Raw genomic sequence first — 20954 nt, forward strand, 5'->3', positions numbered from 1 at the left:
TTCTATTTCAAAGATTCATCATTTAATCCCATAGCCCGAAGCATTGTACGAAACTTAGCTGATGTTTCAGCTAGCTCATCTTCAGGTTTTGACTCCGCAACAATACCAGCTCCTGCGAATAAACGAAGGGAATTCTCTTCAACTTCCGCACAACGAATCGTAACAATCCATTCACCGTCACCATTCAGATCACTCCAACCAAGCATTCCCGTGAAAAATTCTCGATCAAACGGTTCAATTTCGTTAATAGCCTCTCGAGCTTTTTCTGTCGGAGTTCCACAAACTGCTGGTGTAGGATGAAGCGCAAGTGCTAATTCTAATGCAGACACTGATGCGTCTAGTAATTCTCCTTTTACTTCAGTAGATAAATGCCACATTGCTTCACTATTTATTAATGATGGTTTTTTGGGAACATGCAATGTACGACAGTACGGACGAAGCGCCGCAGCTACCGCTTCAACAACAACAGCATGTTCATGTAAATCTTTAGCTGAAGAAAGCAACTCATCTGCTCGTCTCTTATCTTCTTCAGGGTCTTTACTTCGAGGTCTAGAGCCTGCAAGCGGATTAGAAATGACCTGCATTCCACTCCGTGAGACAAGTAACTCTGGACTCGCTCCTATGAGTGTATGACTACGCTTTGGTGAAGCCTCACAATTCCCTATTTCTTCACTCTTCGGTAAATCTACCGCAAACGTATACCCCTGTTTATTGTGCTGCGCTAAATCACAAAGCAGTTTTTGAATGTCAACCTTTTCTGGAGATTTCAAATCCAACGATCTAGATAGAACGATTTTCTTTATGTGACCGCTCTTTATTTTAGCTACTCCTTGCTCTACACCACGCATATATTCTGAAGGTGACGGAATAGGATTCATTTCATATGTAAGTGCAGGTGATTGCTGGATTCGATCTGTAAAATCAAATTGCAGACGATCTGCTAGCCTGCTCTCCTGAGGTACAACGAGCTGTACCGCTTTTCTACGATCAAAAGGAAGCGCTCCTACAACAATGGGATTATGGTGCCCAGCTTGCTTCGCATTATTTAGTACAGCATGAACCAGCTCAGGAAAATTTTCTACCTGACTATGTTTCACCGTTGCAAATGTTCCTTCGGCAAGTATTGTACGGTACGGTGAAGCAAAAAAGAATGAAGATCCAGCTTTATAGTCATCTAGTAATTTTGTGGCTAACTCCTTTAAAGCAGTTGTATGATTCATTATTTTAAACCTCCTATATTTAATTTAGATTCCTAAAGTAGCGCCGCCATCAATGCACAGATTATGCATCGTAATATGGCTTGCTTTATCTGACGCTAAAAATAGAACTGCTTCAGCAATCTCTGAAGGCGTTGCTATTTTTTTTAATGGAATTCCTAATCTATATGTATCTTGTGAGCCTGCAATAATTTTTTCAGCCCCATTTTCATCTATCCAAAGTAATCGCTGCATCTCTGTCTCAGTTGAACCAGGAGAAACTAAATTACAGCGAATATTATATTCCGCAAGCTCAAGACCAAGACATTTTGTAAACATCGTTGCAGCAGCTTTCGATGCTACATACGCAGCCATTTCCATTCTAGGTACACTGGCAGCATTTGACCCTACAGTTACAATCGCACCAGATTTACGTGATCTCATACGTTTACTTACTGATCTAGATACATAAAACACCCCTGTAGCATTTACAGAAAAAGTCTTGTCCCAATCTTCATCACTTAAAGAGTGAATTGCATTCATCTTCAAAACACCAGCAACATTAACTAAAATATCAATTTGCCCCATTGTATCCTCAATCTGATTTACTGTATTTTCCACTGCGGAACTATCACTCACATCTAAAGCGAATACTTTCAAAGAGCTGCCTCTTGTTGCATGATAATCTGAAAGCTTATTGAGTTCTAAAATATTCTTATCAACCGCTGCAACTTTTGCCCCTCTTTCCGCAAGCATGTTCGCTACAGTCTCTCCAATTCCTTGTGCTGCACCAGTAACTAATGCAATCTTCCCATCAAATTCCCCGAAATCCATATTCTCAATTCCTTTCCTTACAACGAATCGATCTAGTTTATCTTGTATATTCTCAATTGCAGATTAATAAAGTTAACCTAATTAATCTGTGCAAAGAAAATATTTAAACAAACATCACCAACTAATAACGATATTGATAATCATTATCATTATATTTACGAAAATCATACACATATTAAACTTATCAGTCAAGTGCAATTTAATCTTAATTTCAGTCACAATAAACTAGGTAATACTCACTTAGTATTAATTGATAATGATTTTCATTTTCTTTTGTACACCGAAATGATAATGTTTCTCAACAGTCTTGTCAATCTTTTTTTATTTTTCAGATAAAATATTTTATTATGTCCCCATACTTATCTGCATAAAAATCTCTGCTTTTATTGTAAATATAGACTTTTTTCATCCTATTTTCTGTGAAAATAATAGATTTAAAAAATTAAATTGAAACTTTCAAATTTCCTAATTAATAATCATTAATTACATAAAAATTTTTATTTTATAATAAAAACCATCATATTGAACATTTAATTTCTCAATAAATTTCTGAAAAAATTTTATTAAGAAATTTATTTAAAAATAACTATTTACATCTTTTTCTCTAAACAACGCTTCCTTCAAACATAAATCATACCGATATAACTATATGAAAAAAGGACATATGCCCACTATTAAGCATACGTCCTCTCATAATTAAAATTTACTATTAACCTTTTTATTAGTTTTATTATTTCACCACAAACCGAGTCTCACTACAACCATTCTTCTGCTTCGTTACCTCTAAAACTGCTGGCATTGCGTTTTTCAACTCTTGAACGTGTGAAATAACGCCAATAAATCGTCCTGATTTTTGTAAATCAATCAATGCATCGATCGCTTTTGTTAATGACTCTTCATCTAGCGAGCCAAATCCTTCATCGATAAACATGGTTTCGATAGAAATACCGCCTTCATATGCCTGGATCACATCTGCCATACCAAGTGCTAGACAAAGCGATGCATTAAATTTTTCCCCGCCAGACAATGTTTTTACGTCACGTGTTTGACCTGTATATGCGTCATATACATCTAATCCTAGTCCACTTTGACGATTTCGTTTTTCAACTCTTTCACTTCGTTTTAAATAGAACTGGCCGTTTGATAGTTTACGAAGTCTTTCGTTAGCAATTTGAACAATTTGTTCTAAATACTCAATTAAAATGTAACGTTCAAACGAAATACGACTTTCGTTATCCCCTTTCATGACTTCATATAAATCAACAAGTTCTTGGAAAGCTTTTTCTTCTTCATGAATTTGTTCATCAATTCGTCTAATGTTTTCATGCAAATCGGTAATGTATGCAACTGCACTTTGGGCACGTTGGCGCTTTTCTTTTGTAATATCAAGCTGAATTCCTAACTCTTTCATTTGTTCTTCTAGAGCTGTAATGTCCGTCCATTCTTTCCCGCTTAATTCATTTACTAGTTCCTCAATTTGTTTAGCCAATACTTCTAAGGATGAATAGTACTCTTGAATTTGCTCATGCAAATGCTTCATTTCTACATCTGTTAATTTTGCTTCTTTATAAGCTTGTTGGTCGATAAATCCACCTTGTTCAAGCTCTGTCGTAAAGCGAAGTAAAGTCTCTTCTTGCTTTTCTTTTGCATGACTTACTTGCTTTAGAGCACCATCATACTCAGCTTGTATGCGTATATTTTCATTTTGCCAATGTTGATAAGCTTCTTGTACTTTCTTCCACTCCTCTTCCATAAAGCGAAGTGTGCTAACAGCTTGATCAAATTGTTTTTTCCAAGCTTCTAACGTTTGTAAGTCCTCATGGGTTTTTTGCTGATCATGTTCATAGGACGTACGAAGTTGCATGCACTCCATTTCAGTACGGTGCTGCATCACCTCAGCTTCGCGTTTTTGCTTCTGTAATTCTTCTACTTTTTCTTCTAATCCTTTTACACTTAACGCTAGCTGTTTACGTTTTTCTTCACTTTCCTTTAATGTGTTTACCTCAGCTGCTAGTTGTTTTCCGTTTTGCACTAGCGTACGGTATGTTTCAACTAACTCTTCTGAACGGTATCCTCGTTTTACGACTTCATCTATTACTTGCTCATATTGTAATCTGTAGAAATTCCATTTCTCTTCTACTTGAACATGTAATTTTTCAGCAACTGTTTTCTTTTCGCGCAGTTCATTTAGCTGTTTTTCATCAATGGAATCTCCACGTTCTGTAGCTTTCTTTGGATGATCTATGCTACCACATACAGGACAAGATTCACCTTCATGAAGATGAAGAGCTAACATTCCTGCTTGTTCATTTAACCAACGATGCTCCATCTCTTCATATGCTTTAACTGCAACTTCCATCTTTTGATTTGCAACTTCTTTTTCTTGTTCATATTTTTGCTTTTCTTGCCAAACGTCATATGCTTGCTTTAGTACTTTTGCATCTTCCCGCATATTTGTTAGCTCTTCTACTTTTGCTACATATTGCTCAAGTGCAACCTCTAGCTGTTGTAATTCTCCGGCAATTTGTTGTTTTTGAGAAATCTGTCCTTCTAGCTGTTTCTCAAACTTCTGAATACCTTCCTTCAATTTCCCACTTTGAAGTTCTGCCTGTTGCAATTTTGATTTTTTCTCTGCTAATGAAGCAATAATTGGCTGTAACTCTTCTAATCTTTGTACAGTTTTCTTACCTTCTTCACGAACAGACTCTTTACCCTTTAATTCTTCATATTTCTCATAAGCAAGTTCAAACGCCTTAACCGTCTTTTCTTTTTTTACAGATATTTGTTTCAATAATTGTTCAGCATTTTGTTCACTCTGTACCGCTTCTTCATACCATTGTTCAAATGGTAATAATCGTTTCGCTTGTTCAGCAAGTTTAAAACGTTGTTCTTCTGTTTCTATTTGTTCTCGATTTGCTTGTAAAACTGCTTGTTTCTCTTGTTTTTGCTGTAAATCTTTGAACTTTTCATTAATAGACTTAGCTGTATGAAAACGATCTTCGGTTTTTTTTAATTGCTGCGTTTGCAATGTTTGCTGCGCTTGTAATTGTTCAACTTCCGCCTCATAGCAATTTTTTTCTTGTTCAAGCGCTTCGACTACTTGGTGCGTATTTACATGTTCCTGTTGAACTACTGTCTCTAATAATGAATCATCTCGAACCGGTAATTTAAAAACATTACGGAAGTACAGTTCTCTTTCTTTTTGCTTTTCTTGTAAGACGTCTTTCCACTGTTTACGTTTTTGATCTAACAATTCACGCATTAATTTATAACGATCTGTTTTAAAAATACGACGTAAAATTTCTTCTTTATTTTCTGTTTCAGACGTTAATAGTTTTCGGAATTCTCCTTGCGGAAGCATAACAATTTGACTAAATTGATGTTTGCTAAGTCCGATTAAATCTTCAACCTTTTTGTTCACATCTGTCACATGAAAACGATCCACACATGGAACCTTCTCATCACCTATTACTTCATATAGCTCAACAGCATACCCTGTAACTGTTTTATTCCCTTGTTTTTTATGACCGAGCTGTCTTTTTATTTCGTATTGCTTTCCTTTCAACTGGAAGGTTAATTCTACACTTGTGTATATATTATCATCAGCAAATTGGCTACGTAGCATACTCGTATCACTACGTTCTTCTCCGCTCGCTTCCCCATATAATACATAACAAATCGCATCAAATATCGTTGTTTTCCCAGCTCCCGTATTTCCTGAAATAGCAAAAATACGGTGATCGCCAAGATCGCTGAAATCGATAACTTCTCGCTGTTTATACGGACCAAATGCGGTCATAATAAGCTGAAGTGGTCTCATCCTCGTTCACCTTCCCGTTCCTGCACTGTTTGTAATACGTCTAAGAAAAGACGTTCTTTCTCTTCTGATAAATCTGAGCCCTTCATTTCTCTATAAAAAGCTTTCAAAAGGGATAGATCATCTGTTTTATGTCTAGAAACAGTAACTTCATTGGTTTCTGTAAATTCTCGTCTTTGCATAGAACGTTCAACATGCATAGCATTTGGATATACAGAACGAATTTTTTCCATTGGCTGCAGTACAGGATTTTCATCTAATAACTTTACGAAGACATAATCTTCACTTGTTGGATACTTTAATAAATCATCTATTTTCGCTTCTACTGTTCGCATTTGGCGACGAGGTGTAAATAAACGCTTTTCTATTTCCACTTGACCTGTTTCGTCTAATTCCACAATATAATACCCTTTTTTATGCCGCTCTTCAGAAATAGAATACGCAAGTGGTGAACCAGAATAACGAATCGTTTCATTACGTACAAAGTGCGCTTGGTGCAAATGCCCAAGTGCTGTGTAATGAAACTTATCAAAATAATGACTATTTACGTATTCAGCACCGCCGATGGAAAGCGGACGCTCTGCATCACTCGTATTTTCTTCTGCTTCACCTGAAGAAGTGACAAATGCATGGCCTACAAATACGTGTCTTGCTTCTTGATTCATCGTTTCTGAAAGTTCATTCATGAAAATGCGCATCGCATCATCATGCGACCGAATATCTTCATTTTTCATCACATGTCTTACAATACTTGGATCCGCATATGGGATTAAATGAAAATGCACTTCCCCATACTTATCATGTAAAACAACTGGTTCATACGGAAATTGAAATTGGCCAACAATATGTAACCCTTGTTTTTTCATTAAACTGCTGCCAAAATGAATACGGTCTGGACTATCATGATTCCCTGCTACTGCAATTACTGGCGTTTGTAAATCAATCACTATCTTTTTTAATACATCATTTAGTAAATCTACTGCTTCTGTTGGAGGAATCGCTCGGTCATACAAATCACCTGCAATAATTACGGCATCTGGTTTTTCTTCTTCCACAGCTTGAACGAACTGATCTAATACAATTCGTTGATCTTCGGTCATATACACACCGTGAACAAGTTTTCCTAAATGCCAATCCGCTGTATGAAAAAACTTCATCTTTTCCTTCCTTTCTCTCTTTTAATTTACTGATTGTAATGAAACCAGTTGGTAGTTAAGTGTTGTCTTCCCATCTTCCCACTCTAACTTTTGAACGATTGCACTACCGATTCTTTCTTGATCAGATTTATATAAAGGTAACATTTCATCCACAGCAAATAAATGATAACCGTCTAATATTAATTGAAATATATTTTCTTCTATATGTAATCTCATTTCTTTTTCATTTGAAATAATCTTTGTATGCATCTCAAATTTCATATAAATACAACCCCTTTTCCAGTTCTCTATACTTTAATAGTATAGCGGCTATTCACGATTGACAAGTGAATACATGATGAAGAATTCACTTTCACACTCATTTTATTTTTTTATGTTATATGTATTTTTTAAATTATAATGCGGTATGTGAAATTAATAATGTTTCATGTGGATTTGAAATTAAGTCACGATGTTTAAAATAGAATCGCTGATGTCGCGTGACCGTTTGGAAAAGAAGAATGAGCTGAATGTTCTACAAGTTGAATGATTTTATATGATACAAAAAACAGTCCCAATAAAAATATGATTCAATAAGTTTATTAATATCCTAAAGTCAAAGCAATAATAGCTTAAAAAACAAGTATACAGAAAGCAATTTTAGAAAAGCAGGTAAACAGTAATATGAATTCACATCTTCAAATTCCGGTATAAATTGTTTAATTTCATAAAAATAAAAATGCCCTTTCAGGCATCTTTATTTTTGCAAATACTCTTTCATTATATAGTACAATACAGTTATTAAAACAATTGCTATAAAAAATGAGAATGATGCCACGATATACCCATCTTTATTTAACACATAACACAGTGAGATAGATAATATAAAAACCGGAAATACGAGACGTACTTTATCTTTAATTTCTTCTGTCGTATCTGTACGATGAAAATACTGTGTAATTCCTACCATGAGAGAAGACAAAATAATAACCGATAATAGCAAAGGCCCTGGCATTCCGATCTCCCCTTTCTCTACTCCTATTATATACAAACTCTCACTTCGTTAAAAGCAAGACAATTCAGTAAATACAACAAAGTGAAGTTGCTATCCATATTGAATTCATTCCAATTACTCATTTTCTTTCAAATTAAATATGGTATATAGTATTCCCTTCATTTTCAAGTTACAAACAATACCCCTACATTTTAAATGACTGATGTTGTAATATTCATTTTCATATGTTGAAATCCTGCAAATATAACTCGTCAAAATATGCACCATTCTAAAAAGTATCTAGTCCGACGTCTAAATGTCCATTTGTTTAGACAGTTAGACACTTTATTACTGGCATTTCTTCTTAATTAAGGACATTAAAACTGGCACGCTACTTGCAATATCAAATAAATTATAAAGGACATTTTAGCTTTTATCGAGAAATAAGAATGAGAAGATATATAAGAGGAGGATTCAAAATGACTGAAAATGTTTTATTTTCCATTCACAAAAATGGCGTCGCGTCAATCACTTTAAATCGCCCAAAAGCACTTAACTCTTTATCTTATGATATGTTACATCCGATTGGTCAAAAACTAAAAGAATGGGGAAAAGATGATCGTATTGCCGTAGTAATCTTGAAAGGTGCTGGCACGAAAGGATTTTGCGCTGGTGGTGATATAAAAACATTATACGAAGCACGTTCAAATGAAGTTGCGTTACAGCATGCTGAACATTTTTTTGAAGAAGAATACGAAATAGATACTTATATATATCATTATCCAAAACCAATTATTGCTTGTTTAGATGGAATTGTAATGGGTGGTGGCGTCGGTCTTACGAATGGGGCAAAATATAGAATTGTAACAGATCGTACAAAATGGGCCATGCCTGAGATGAACATTGGTTTTTTCCCAGACGTTGGAGCTGCTTATTTCTTAAACAAGGCTCCTGGGCAGACTGGTCGGTATGTTGCGTTAACAGCATCTGTTTTAAAAGCTGCTGATGTATTATATATAAAAGCTGCTGATCATTATATGCCATCGGAAACTTTACCTACTTTCCTAGATGCAATCGAAAAAGTAAATTGGCATGATCAAAATGTACATATCACTTTAAAAGAACTCATTAATAAATATGAAACAGCTCCTAGTGTAGAAAGTGAACTTGTTTCCTTATTAGAAGAAATTGATCAACATTTTTCATTCCATACAGTTGAAGATATCATCCATTCATTAGATAATGCTGACGGATCCTTCGCTTCAAAAACGAAAGAAACATTACTATCAAAATCTCCGTTCTCATTAAAAATAACATTAAAACAACTTATTGACGGAAAGGAAAAATCGATAGAAGAATGCTTTGCAACAGATCTCGTGCTCGCTAAAAATTTCATGAGGCACGAAGATTTCTTTGAAGGAGTACGTTCAGTCGTTGTCGACAAAGATCAAAATCCAAAGTATAAATATAAACAATTAAGTGATGTTTCAGATGAAGATGTCAATCGCTTCTTCAATCTGCTTAATGCCTAATCAAAAAGCTAGATGAAAGCAACCTATTTGCTGCTTCATCTAGCTTTTTTCTTTCTAGACATATGTATTATGTATCTTCATTATCAGAACGATGGAGGCGTTACAGCGAATAAAATAACGGCATCTTGATCAAATAGATTCTCCCATTTATGTTTCATATAAGAAGGGATTTTCACACTATCCCCGGGGTATAAAGTGTATATATCTTGCTGTAAATACAAGATAATCTGTCCTTCTAAAACATGGGCAATTTCCTCTCCTTTATGCTCTAAAAGTTTTTCGGAGGAAACAGAATTAGGTGGCAAAGTCATTAAAGATACTGCCAAAGCACCCGTTAAATCTGGTGATAATAATTCATAGGATAAATTTCCTACGATCATTTTTTTACGTGCATTCGCTCTTATAACTAGATCATCCGTGTTCGTATCTTCAATGAGAAAACTAAAAGTTGGAACTTCTAAAGCCTTGGCTAGCAATTTCAATGTTTGAATCGAAGGATTAGCTAATCCTCGTTCAATTTGACTTAACATAGAAGGTGTTATTTCTGCCATTTTAGCTAACTCTCGCATACTCAGCTCCTTATATTCCCGAAGCTCTTTCACCTTTTTTCCGATATTTATATTTTCCATACCTCATGCTCCTTCAAACAATATGATAGATATATTTTAACATACTTAAATTTTATTTATCATATCACTTAAATTGTGTTAAACTATTTTTAATTAAATTTTCTGAAAGATAAACACAGAAAGGTGGAGTGATTGTGGAGAACTATCTTCTTTTTATTATCATGTCTATTTGTCTTATTATTTTACCCGGGCCCGATACTGCAATGGCTACAAAAAACACTCTTACTTCAGGAAAAATAGGAGGTGTAAAAACGGTTTTCGGCACATGTATCGCCCTTTTAATTCATACTTTAGCTGCTGTAATTGGGCTTTCCGCTATTATTGTTAAATCTGCTTTCTTATTTTCTATTTTTAAATATGTTGGTGCCATTTATCTAGTCTATTTAGGAATAAAAGCACTTCTATCTTTAAAAAGCAAAAACAGCATAGATACAAATGAGTTACCTATGAAACATGCAGATGAAAACAGCTCTTGTTTTCGCCAAGGGTTTCTTACTAATCTTTTAAATCCTAAAGTCGCTGTATTCTTTTTGACCTTTTTACCACAATTTTTAAATCCTAACCATAATACATTCATTCAATTTCTAACCATGGGTCTTACCTATCTCGTTTTAACCGCGATATGGTTTGCCTTTTATATCTTCTTAATTGATAAAATCAGTGTTTTCATGAAAAAACCAGCTACCCAAAGATACATCCAAGGACTTACTGGTATTGTATTAATTGGATTTGGTATCAAATTAGCTTTTGAAAAGAATAGTTAACGATGAAAAGTACACCCCTCTCTAATGAGAGGGGTGTACTTTTTGTACATGTAACAAGTTACATGTATATGCTATTCATCTATTAAAACCAGCGCTCTGTCACAACTTTTTTACGTGTATAGAATTGAACACCGTCTGTTCCATTTGTTCCAAGATCACCATAGAAGGATGCTTTATTTCCAGCAAATGCGAAGAATGCCATCGGTGCTGGAACGTTAACGTTTACGCCAATCATTCCTGCATCGATATTATCACGGAATGTTTGCGCATGTTTACCGCTTGATGTATAAATAACTGCACCATTTGCAAATTTGGATTGATTTGTAAGTTTAATGCCCTCTTCTAAATCTTTTACTCTCACAATACTTAAAACTGGAGCAAAAATTTCATCTTGCCAAATTTTCATATCTTGATTCACACCATCAAAGATTGTTGCTCCAACAAAATATCCTTCACGGGCTTCTTCATTAATTTTACGACCATCTACTAATAAAGCAGCCCCATCTGCTACACCACTATTAATATAGCCTAGTACACGCTCTTTATGAGATTCACGAATTAATGGACCTACATAATTATCTTCATGGAAACCATCGCCAACTTTTAATTTACGTGTTTCCGCTACTAGTACATCAATAAACTCATCAGCAATTTCATCCACAACAGCTACAACAGAACATGCCATGCAGCGCTCTCCACTGCTCGCAAATGCAGAACCAATAACACCTTGTACTGTTTTTTCAAGATTGCAATCTGGCATAACAATCGCATGATTCTTCGCTCCTGCGAGCGCTTGTACTCGTTTTCCATATTTTGTTCCTGTTTCGTATACATAGCGTGCAACTGGCTCAGATCCAACAAATGAAACCGCTTGAATGTCCTTATTTTCTAGAATGCTATTTACAACGTCTTTTCCGCCTTGCACTAAATTTAAAACTCCTTTTGGGAAACCTGCTTCATAGAATAACTCTACCAGTCTCTCAGCTAAAAGCGGTGTTCTTTCAGACGTTTTTAATACGAATGTGTTACCGCAAGCAATTGCTAATGGGAACATCCATAATGGAATCATCATCGGGAAGTTAAACGGTGTAATACCAGCAACAACTCCAATTGGGTAACGCCAAATCGAACCATCAATTCCACCTGCAATGTTCGGGAGTGCTTGCCCCATCATTAAATTTGGTGTTGATGTTGCCAATTCTACAGCCTCAATACCACGCTGTACTTCACCACTCGCATCCTTTAATGTTTTTCCATTTTCTAATGTGATAATTTTCGCAAGCTCATCTTTATTTTCTTGTAAAAGTTGTAAATATTTGTATAGCTGTCTTGAACGATTTGGAACCGGCACTTTAGACCATGTTTCATAAGCTGCTTTTGCAGCTTCAACAGCACGCTCCACATCTTCTTTTGGAGAAAGCGGAACATAAGCGATTATTTTCCCAGTTGCAGGATTTGGAACAGCTTCAACTTCCGTACCAGTAGATTCTACCCATTCACCATTAATATGATTTTTCACTCGTTTAATTTCTGTTGTAATCATTGTATTCGCTCCTTTTTTATTGTTATAAGTTCGAATTGTTTCTCACAATTTATAATTCGACGCTATAACCATTCATTATTCATGACTAGAGATTACTTGTTCACTTATCTTCTTATATAAAGCAGCCATGTCTTTTTCACCATACCCCGCTTTACCCGCTTCATCATACAAGTTCAACAGCATTTCACTTACTGGTAAGTGAAGTTCACTTTCTTTTGCTAAATCAACCGCAAATCCTAAATCTTTCTTTAATAGATTTACAGTAAAACCTGGCTCATAGTTTTCTGGTGCAATAAAGCTTTTATAGTTGCGCTCATAAATTCTACTTTGTCCGTAACTCACATTTAAAATATCAAACATTTTCTCTAAATCCATATTGTTTTTCTTCGCTAAAGTCAAAGCTTCACTTACACCCGCTGTGTAGAAACCTATCAATAAGTTATTAATAAGCTTTACAGTCGTGCCACTATCAATTTGTTCACTTACATGAAACACATTTGCCCCTAATACTTCCATCACTGGTAAACCTTTTTCATATACTTCTTTTGATCCACCGACCATAAAAGTTAATGTGCGATTTTCTGCTCCAATCACCCCACCACTAACCGGTGCTGCTAAGAAATCTACTTTTTTATCATTAGCAGCTTCTGCTAATCTTTTATTCAATTGCGGTGCTACTGTACTGGTATCAATTAGAACAACATTCGGATGACTATTCTCAATTAAACCCTCTTCTCCAAAATAAACCGCTTCCACAGCTCGCGGAGATGGTAAACTTGTAAAAATCAAATCACATGTTTCTGCCAAGTTTGCAATTGATAAGCCGATGATTCCTCCATCTTTCTCAAAAGAAGCCTCAGCATCTTTATTTAAATCGACGCCATATACAGTGTAATTTGATTTAACTAAATTTTTAGACATTGGAAGGCCCATATTACCTAAACCAATAAAACCAATCTTTTTCATATTGTTCTCCTCCTATTTAAACAATATATTTTCCGCGATTTATAATGGCTTTTGCAATTTCTCTCTTTTTCATAAATATGTTCGTATATAGAGGTATTGACAGTTGACGAATTTCATCTAGAATAGCGTTTCTATTTTGCTCTTCTTGTACTGCTGCAGAAAGAAGAACCATTGCCGCTGATTCTACTTTACGATACCCTTCCTCACAAAGAACATCTGTTACGAACTGTTTTGTACGTTCTTTTTCTTCACCATTTTTACTCACTGCTTTCTTCGTACGTAAAAATGCTGATTCCATTACATACACATCTTTCAACATGTCTGCTAATACGCGTGAATATTCTTGTTCTTGCTCGATTTTCAATTTAGGAGTTTGAGATAGCGTTTTCAAAGATTGCTTCAATAACTGTTTCGATAATAAAATATAACGATGGTTTCGTTCTATATTTTCAAATGTGCCTTCGTCTACTTGATCTCCTATTTGCTTCGTTTGTTTCATTAACATTTTCGCAACTGTTAAGCGGTTAATTTCATTCGTTCCTTCAAATATACGGCTAATTCTAGCATCACGATATAATCGTTCTACTTCATATTCTTGCATATAACCGTAGCCACCATGAATTTGTACAGCTTCATCCACAATATTTCCTAGTGTTTCCGAAGCATTCACTTTATTAATGGCACACTCCATTGCAAATTGAGACATTTTCTGCATGATGCTGCCATCCCCATTTGTCTCATGAATTGCCTCGTCAATTACGCCTGCTGTTCGATAAGCTGCACTCTCTGCACCGTATGTAGCGATAATCATATTTGCAATTTTCTCTTGAATCATCGTGAAATCAACTAATTCTGTTTGAAACTGTTTTCGTTCTTTTCCGTATTGAACAGATAAACCAATTGCTTGTTTTGCTGTTCCAATATTTCCAAAAGCGAGTTTCAATCTAGCGAAATTGAGGATATTAAGGGCTACGTGATGACCCTTTCCAACTTCCCCTAATACATTTTCAACTGGAATTACAACATCCTCTAAAATGAGTGTCGCAGTCGAAGATCCTTTAATGCCCATTTTCTTTTCTTCTAAGCCAATTGAAACACCTTCACATGTTCTTTCGACAATAAATGCTGTCATTCCTTTATTTGTCTTTGCAAAAACAACATATACATCAGCCATATGAGCATTTGTAATCCACTGCTTTTCCCCATTTAATTTCCAAGTTGTTCCTTCTTCATTTAATACAGCGCTTGTTTTTGCACTTAATGCATCTGATCCAGCATTAGGTTCTGTTAATGCATACGCTCCAATCCATTCGCCTGATGCAATTTTAGGTAAGTATTTTTCCTTCTGCTCGTTTGTGCCATAGTATATATATGGCAATGTTCCTACACCAGCATGAATATTAAAGGAAACACTAAATGCTCCTGCATATCCCATCTTTTCTGCTACAAGGCCAGAAACTGCCTTTCCTAATTCGAACCCACCATATTCTTCTGGTACCTCTATACTTAACAACCCAAGTTCTCCGGCCTTTTCAAACAACCCGCGAGAAACTTGATAATTGTGCTGCTCGATATTTTCAATTTGAGGAACAATTTCCTGTTTAACAAACTGTTCTGTTGTTTTTGCGATTAAATCTTCATCACCTGAAAAATCTTCCGGTGTAAAAAAAGTTGTATTAAGATTCTTATTCAGCGAAAAAAATTCGTCCCATTGCAACTTTGTTTTCTCCATCTGTATCCCCCTATCATTTCGGTCTTCATTTTCTTTATATGCAAAATCTATGCCAAACTAAAAACTTGATAGAACCTGGGCTAAATAAATAGAAAACGTAAAACTGTTTAGACAGTTTTACACTGTTTATAACAATTTGTCTAGATTTTGAATCGTGATAATTTGTTATAAAGAGTCGCCCTAGAAATCCCTAACAATGCTGCTGCCTTTGACTTATTCCCTTTTGCTTCTTTTAAAACGCGTTCAATTAATCCTCGCTCTTCCTCTTCACGTACCACTTTCATCGCTTCTTGCTTTGCTGGTAAAGACTGAATCATAGGTACTAATTTCTTCTGTTCCATATCCCGATAATAGAATTCTTCTGGTAAATCCTTAGCTCGTATATGTACATCATCCGATAGTGCAAATAGTCTTTCCAACACATTGATTAATTCCCGAACATTTCCTGGCCAATTGTAATGGAACATAAGGCGTAATACTTCTTTATCAAGTGTCTTTTCTTTAGCACCATACATTTGACATAACTTTTGTAAATGTTCTTCGACAATGAGTGGGATGTCTTGCTTTCGAAAACGAAGTGGTGGAATATGAATCGGAATAACATGAAGACGATGATATAAATCTTCTCTAAATGTACCTTCTCTAACCATTTGTTTTAAATCTTTATTTGTCGCTGCAATTAGCCTAAAATCAACTGGAATTGGATGCGTACCACCAATTCTTTCTATCTCCCTTTCTTGTAAAACACGTAAAATTTTCACCTGTGTTAATAGAGACATATCACCGATTTCGTCTAAAAATAACGTGCCATGATTCGCAAGTTCAAACTTCCCTGCTTTCCCGTTCTTTTTCGCACCTGTAAAAGCACCTTCTGCATAACCAAACAGTTCGGATTCTAGTAAATTATCAGGAATAGCAGCACAGTTCACACTGATAAATGGACCGTTTTTTGTTATACCTGTATCATGTATAGCTCTTGCAAATTGCTCTTTACCAACACCACTTTCTCCAGTAATTAACACAGACGCTTTCGACCCAGCTGCTTTTCGAGCCATTTTTTTCGTTTCAGAAATCGTCTGACTTTCTCCAAGAATATCTTCGAATCGAATTTGCTTCTTCTTCGGTTTAGAAAATAACGGTTTGACAGCACTATCTTTTTGATCAAACCTCTCTAGTATTTTATAAATATCTGAAATCCCTTCATGAATAAGCATGCCTACAGCACCTATCACTCTTCCTTGCTTCCAAATCGGCATCCGATGCACAACTAAATTTTGTCCTTGCAAACGATGCACTTGATTTCTTTCTGGTACCCCTGTTTTTAATACAACTGGAAGCCTCGTATTCTCAATTACATTTTCGGCCAGTTGTCCAATTGCTTCTTCTTTTGATACTCCAACAAAGCGGCTATACGTATCATTAAACATTTGAATGACGCCGTTTTCATCCACAATCGCAATGCCTTCATACGCAGTGTCGAAAGACAAACGAAACCATTCAATTAATTGTTGTGATTCTTTTAATTGCTGTTTTAGAAACTTTTGAAAAGCGAAAAGTTCAGGCTTGTCTATGATTCCTACAAGTACTCCATCTTGTTCAGTTGTCACATAAAATGGTGTATCCTGTAATTCGTTCATAGTTGTTTTCATACTACCCTTATTAATAGAATTAGTGACAATCATATGAACTAACATACTTTTATCACTTTTTTGTTGTATCCACTGAATACAATCTGTCAGTTTTACAATGCCAATCATTTGCTTTCCATCTAGCACAGGAAGTTCATCCTTTGATATTTTAATAAGAAGTTTAACTGTTTCAGTAATCGTATCGTTACTTCTCACAAACTGGAAATCTTGCTGCATCCATTTTTCTACAGAGAAATCTTTTGTAGAACTCATATCTTCTCACCTCTTGTATACAACAATTCAAATCATATAAAAAGGCGATGAATTCTCACATCAAGCAGTTGTTCTTGCCCAAGATGTCCCATCATCGCCTTTCTTCTCTGTTCTATTGATCTTCAGATAAAACTGTTTTTGCAATTCCGTTATCTAATTCCTCAAAATCATGATACGAAATTGTTTCATACAATTCACTTCTCGTTTGCATGTTAGATAGCCCTTCTTTTTGTGAGCCTGTTTCTTTAATTAGCATAAACACACGCTCATATGCTTTTGCTGCAACGCGAAGTGATGTAACCGGATAAATCACCATTTGGAAGCCCATATTTGCAAATTCTTCTGCACTATAATATGGAGTTTTCCCAAATTCAGTCATGTTCGCAAGCAACGGAACATTTACTTTACTGTTGAACAAACGGAATTCTTCTTCGGATTGAAGTGCTTCCGGGAAAACAGCATCTGCACCTGCTTTTACATAAGCAATCGCTCTTTCAATTGCTGCATCTAATCCTTCTACACCGCGAGCATCTGTACGTGCTACAACAACAAGTGTTGGTGCTACTTCTTTAATCGCTTTAATCTTCTGTACTAATTCCTCAGTGGAAACAAGTTTTTTTCCATTTAAGTGTCCACATTTTTTCGGTAATTGTTGATCTTCAATTTGGACAGCGGCTACATTTGCTTCCACCATCTCTACAGCCGTTCTTGCTACATTTAACACTCCACCAAATCCTGTATCAATATCGACAAGAAGAGGTAAGTCCGTTGCTCTAACAAGATCTCTTGCTCTGTCAGCTACTTCAGTAGACGTTACAATACCTAAATCTGGCAAACCCTTACTTGCTGTATAAGCAGCTCCCGATAAATAAAGAGCTGAAAATCCAGTGTTTTTTGCAACAAGAGCAGCCATTGCATCATGAGCACCAGGGATTTGTAAAATTTCAGGTGCCTCTACTAAAGCTCGGAATCGATTAGCAAGCTCTTCTTGTGTTGACGGTTTATTCACAACCCAAGCCATTCTTATTCCCCCTATACTTAAATTAAGAAAAGATCTACAAATTCATTTACATTCATATTTTCTAACTTTTCTTCATTCAAACAAGCTTCATGAATTTTTTCTTGTTGTTTATTAGAATAATGAACAGCCATATTTGCAGAAAACTTTTGAACAACCTTTGGAATCGCTTCGTCTCTACGGAAACGGTGACCTAATGGGTATTCACACTCTACGTTTTCTGTTACTGTTCCATCTTTAAAATGAACTTGAACAGCGTTGGCGATTGAGCGCTTGTTCGGATCAAGGTAATCCAAACTATACTGTTTATTTTCTACAACAACCATCTTATTTCGTAATTCATCTACACGAGGGTCAAATGCAACTTCATCCTCATAGTCATCTGCAACGATATCGCCTTTTAATAGACCAATTGCAGTAATGTATTGTAAGCAATGATCGCGGTCAGCTGGGTTATTTAATGGACCTTCTTTATCAATAATACGAACCGCCGATTCATGTGTTGTAATTGTAATACGGTCAATTTCCTCTAATCGCTCTTTCACTTCTGGATGTAATTTCACTGCGCATTCTGCAGCTGTTTGAGCATGGAATTCTGCTGGATATGATACTTTAAACAATACATTTTCCATTACATAAGAATCTAAAGGTCTTGCTAATTTTAGTTCCTGCTTATTAAATAATACATCTTGGAATCCCCATCCTGGTGCAGATAATGCCGTTGGATAACCCATTTCACCTTTTAATGCAGTAAGTGCAAGGTAAACACCACGGCTTGTTGCATCCCCAGCTGCCCATGACTTACGTGAACCTGTATTTGGGGCATGACGATATGTACGAAGACTAGAGTTATCAATCCATGCATGAGACAATGCGTTAAAGATTTCTTCACGCGTGCCACCAAGCATTTTTGTAACAACTGCTGTTGTCGCTACTTTTACATATAATACATGGTCAAGACCAACGCGGTTTAAACTATTTTCTAATGCAAGTACACCTTGGATTTCATGGGCTTTAATCATCATTTCAAGTACATCGCGTACTTTTAATGGTTCTTTTCCTTCTGAAATACGAACGCGGCTCACATAATCCGCAACAGCTAAAATTCCACCTAAATTATCAGACGGGTGTCCCCATTCTGCAGCAAGCCATGTATCGTTATAATCCAGCCAACGAATCATACATCCAATATTAAAAGCACCGCGTACTGGATCAAGTACAAATGATGTTCCTGGTACACGTGTACCATTTGGCACAACTGTTCCTGGTACAACTGGTCCAAGGAGTTTCGTACATTCAGGATATTGCAGCGCTAAAATTCCGCATCCAAGCGTATCAAGTAACACATAGCGTGCTGTGCTAAATGCTTCTGAGCTCGTCACCTCTTTATTTAATACATAATCCGTAATCTCTTCTAAAATTGCATCTTTTTGTTTAATTTCATTTGTTTTAATCATGCTATCCTTCCCTTTCTGTCGAAAATTCGTTATTATTGAGGATGGGTGTCAGTCAAACACCCACCTGGCGGGCGGCCTTAACAACTCCCCAGTTGTTTTTATTTGCTAAGCACATGTCGCTCGCCGATATAATTTACACGTGGGCGGAACAAGCGATTGTTTGTATGCTGTTCAATAACATGCGCACATAAGCCTACTGTTCTAGAACTGAAAAAGATTGGCGTGTACAGTTGAATTGGAATACCTAACATCCAATATACTGGAGCTGCATAATAATCTAGATTCGGATAGATTCCTTTTTCCTTCTCCATAATTTTCTCTCCAGCTTCACACATTTCATATAATGTATAATCACCTTTTACATCACATAACTGTTTTAAAGCTTCTTTCATCATGAGTGCTCTTGGATCCATCTTCTTCATGTAGACGCGATGTCCAAATCCCATGATTTTTTCTTTGTTATATAATTTCTTTTGCAGTAACTCTTCAAATTTCTCAACATTTCCAGCTTCTAACAGCATGTACATAACTGCTTCATTTGCACCGCCATGTAGGCTTCCTTTTAAGGATGCGACTGCTCCTGTTAAAGCACCATATAAGTCTGATTGCGTAGATGCGATAACGCGAGCTGTGAATGTAGAGTTTGGCATTTCATGTTCACTATATAAAACTAAAGAGCGGTCGAAGATTTTCTCTTCAAGCTCAGTCGGTTTTTTACCAGTTAACATATAGAAGAAATTCGCACTATACGATAACTCCTGAAGCGGCCCGATCGGCTCTTCATTGTTTAAAATATGATAACTGTTCGCAACAATATTTGGCACTTTGCTTAACAATTTATAACCACGACTTTTGTTTACTTCTAGCGAACGGTTTTCAATATCGTTATCATAACCAGCTAATGCTGATACACCTGTACGTAACCCATCCATCGGGTGCGTTTCTTTTGGCAATGCTTTTAAAACATTGAATACACCTTCTGGTACTTCATATTCTTCCTTCAATTTCTTTTCAAGTTTTTCCTTTTCATCCTCATTTGGTAGATGTTCTTCTAATAAAAGGTGCACAATGTCTAAATAACCTTTTGTCTTTGATAGTTCAATTAAGTCATATCCTTGAATAACAATTTCACCTTTTACCGTATCGAGAAACGAAATTTTCGTCTCCGCTGCGACTACACCATCTAATCCCGGGGAAAATTTTTCTTCAGCTTTCATTATCATTTCCTCCAATCCTAATAGATCTTCGTGCACATAACTGTAAGCCTTTACAACATTGTGAACTACATTTCTATTTCAATGTATCAGAGTTTTTAGAAGATTTCAATTTATTTTATAATGATAAGTTTCCTATACTTTTCCTGCTGTAATAAAATTGTTTTTTAAGAATAACGTCTAAGTTTTTTATCAAAAAGCCCGTTGTCCCTTCTCTTTCT

At 35.8% G+C, this 20954-nt stretch carries 16 protein-coding genes; 2 read left to right on the top strand and 14 right to left on the bottom strand.

Going from position 1 to position 20954, the window contains the following annotated elements:
- Window positions 1-2 precede the first annotated feature (2 nt).
- The 6 genes from dhbC to ACM6HU_RS06115 form a co-directional block, all read right to left on the bottom strand.
- Window positions 3-1220 (bottom strand): isochorismate synthase DhbC, encoded by a 1218-nt coding sequence (dhbC, locus tag ACM6HU_RS06090; RefSeq protein ID WP_016114816.1) that lies wholly within the window; start codon window positions 1218-1220, stop codon window positions 3-5.
- Between the two features lie 24 nt (window positions 1221-1244).
- Entirely contained in the window at window positions 1245-2030 is a 786-nt protein-coding gene (locus tag ACM6HU_RS06095) for a 2,3-dihydro-2,3-dihydroxybenzoate dehydrogenase (protein ID WP_003197614.1), read from the bottom strand.
- Between the two features lie 730 nt (window positions 2031-2760).
- Window positions 2761-5850 carry an AAA family ATPase gene (locus tag ACM6HU_RS06100; RefSeq protein ID WP_016114815.1) on the bottom strand — a complete coding sequence of 1030 codons (3090 nt, stop codon included), beginning with the start codon at window positions 5848-5850 and terminating at the stop codon, window positions 2761-2763.
- Window positions 5847-7004, bottom strand: coding sequence for an exonuclease SbcCD subunit D (locus tag ACM6HU_RS06105; RefSeq protein ID WP_003197609.1), 1158 nt, complete (start codon window positions 7002-7004; stop codon window positions 5847-5849). Before ACM6HU_RS06105 ends, ACM6HU_RS06100 begins: the two co-directional genes overlap by 4 nt.
- Window positions 7005-7025: 21 nt before the next feature.
- Window positions 7026-7265: a DUF2584 family protein gene (locus ACM6HU_RS06110; protein ID WP_016114814.1), complete on the bottom strand. Its 240-nt coding sequence runs from the start codon at window positions 7263-7265 to the stop codon at window positions 7026-7028.
- A 475-nt stretch (window positions 7266-7740) separates the two neighbouring features.
- Complete coding sequence (locus ACM6HU_RS06115) at window positions 7741-7998, bottom strand: hypothetical protein (RefSeq protein ID WP_003197605.1); 258 nt, start codon at window positions 7996-7998, stop codon at window positions 7741-7743.
- Between the two features lie 458 nt (window positions 7999-8456).
- Between ACM6HU_RS06115 and ACM6HU_RS06120 the strand changes: the two genes are divergently transcribed.
- Window positions 8457-9509 carry an enoyl-CoA hydratase/isomerase family protein gene (locus ACM6HU_RS06120; protein ID WP_016114813.1) on the top strand — a complete coding sequence of 351 codons (1053 nt, stop codon included), beginning with the start codon at window positions 8457-8459 and terminating at the stop codon, window positions 9507-9509.
- An 83-nt stretch (window positions 9510-9592) separates the two neighbouring features.
- Here ACM6HU_RS06120 and ACM6HU_RS06125 read toward each other — a convergent pair whose 3' ends face one another.
- Window positions 9593-10138 (bottom strand): helix-turn-helix domain-containing protein, encoded by a 546-nt coding sequence (locus tag ACM6HU_RS06125; RefSeq protein WP_003197601.1) that lies wholly within the window; start codon window positions 10136-10138, stop codon window positions 9593-9595.
- 131 nt (window positions 10139-10269) lie between these two features.
- Here ACM6HU_RS06125 and ACM6HU_RS06130 point away from each other — a divergent pair, with 131 nt between their 5' ends.
- Window positions 10270-10902, top strand: coding sequence for a LysE family translocator (locus tag ACM6HU_RS06130; protein WP_033671189.1), 633 nt, complete (start codon window positions 10270-10272; stop codon window positions 10900-10902).
- An 82-nt stretch (window positions 10903-10984) separates the two neighbouring features.
- Here ACM6HU_RS06130 and ACM6HU_RS06135 read toward each other — a convergent pair whose 3' ends face one another.
- From ACM6HU_RS06135 to mmgD, 7 genes are all read right to left on the bottom strand, one after another.
- A complete protein-coding gene (locus ACM6HU_RS06135; RefSeq protein WP_016114811.1) occupies window positions 10985-12445 on the bottom strand; it encodes a CoA-acylating methylmalonate-semialdehyde dehydrogenase in 1461 nt (486 codons plus the stop codon).
- A gap of 75 nt (window positions 12446-12520) precedes the next feature.
- Window positions 12521-13411, bottom strand: coding sequence for an NAD(P)-dependent oxidoreductase (locus tag ACM6HU_RS06140; RefSeq protein WP_003207149.1), 891 nt, complete (start codon window positions 13409-13411; stop codon window positions 12521-12523).
- A 16-nt stretch (window positions 13412-13427) separates the two neighbouring features.
- On the bottom strand, window positions 13428-15143 hold the full coding sequence (locus ACM6HU_RS06145) for an acyl-CoA dehydrogenase family protein (RefSeq protein ID WP_016132802.1): 1716 nt from the start codon (window positions 15141-15143) through the stop codon (window positions 13428-13430).
- A 140-nt stretch (window positions 15144-15283) separates the two neighbouring features.
- On the bottom strand, window positions 15284-17044 hold the full coding sequence (locus ACM6HU_RS06150; protein WP_098116945.1) for a sigma 54-interacting transcriptional regulator: 1761 nt from the start codon (window positions 17042-17044) through the stop codon (window positions 15284-15286).
- A gap of 112 nt (window positions 17045-17156) precedes the next feature.
- Window positions 17157-18065, bottom strand: a complete 909-nt coding sequence (gene prpB, locus ACM6HU_RS06155; RefSeq protein WP_006094816.1) for a methylisocitrate lyase — start codon at window positions 18063-18065, stop codon at window positions 17157-17159.
- Between the two features lie 17 nt (window positions 18066-18082).
- Window positions 18083-19519: a 2-methylcitrate dehydratase gene (gene prpD, locus ACM6HU_RS06160; protein ID WP_016114807.1), complete on the bottom strand. Its 1437-nt coding sequence runs from the start codon at window positions 19517-19519 to the stop codon at window positions 18083-18085.
- Between the two features lie 98 nt (window positions 19520-19617).
- Window positions 19618-20736 carry a citrate synthase gene (gene mmgD, locus ACM6HU_RS06165; RefSeq protein WP_016114806.1) on the bottom strand — a complete coding sequence of 373 codons (1119 nt, stop codon included), beginning with the start codon at window positions 20734-20736 and terminating at the stop codon, window positions 19618-19620.
- Window positions 20737-20954: the final 218 nt, after the last annotated feature.

It is taken from the genome of Bacillus sp. IT-79MI2, from assembly GCF_949768135.1.
In the GTDB taxonomy this organism is placed as follows: Bacteria; Bacillota; Bacilli; order Bacillales; family Bacillaceae_G; genus Bacillus_A; species Bacillus_A pseudomycoides.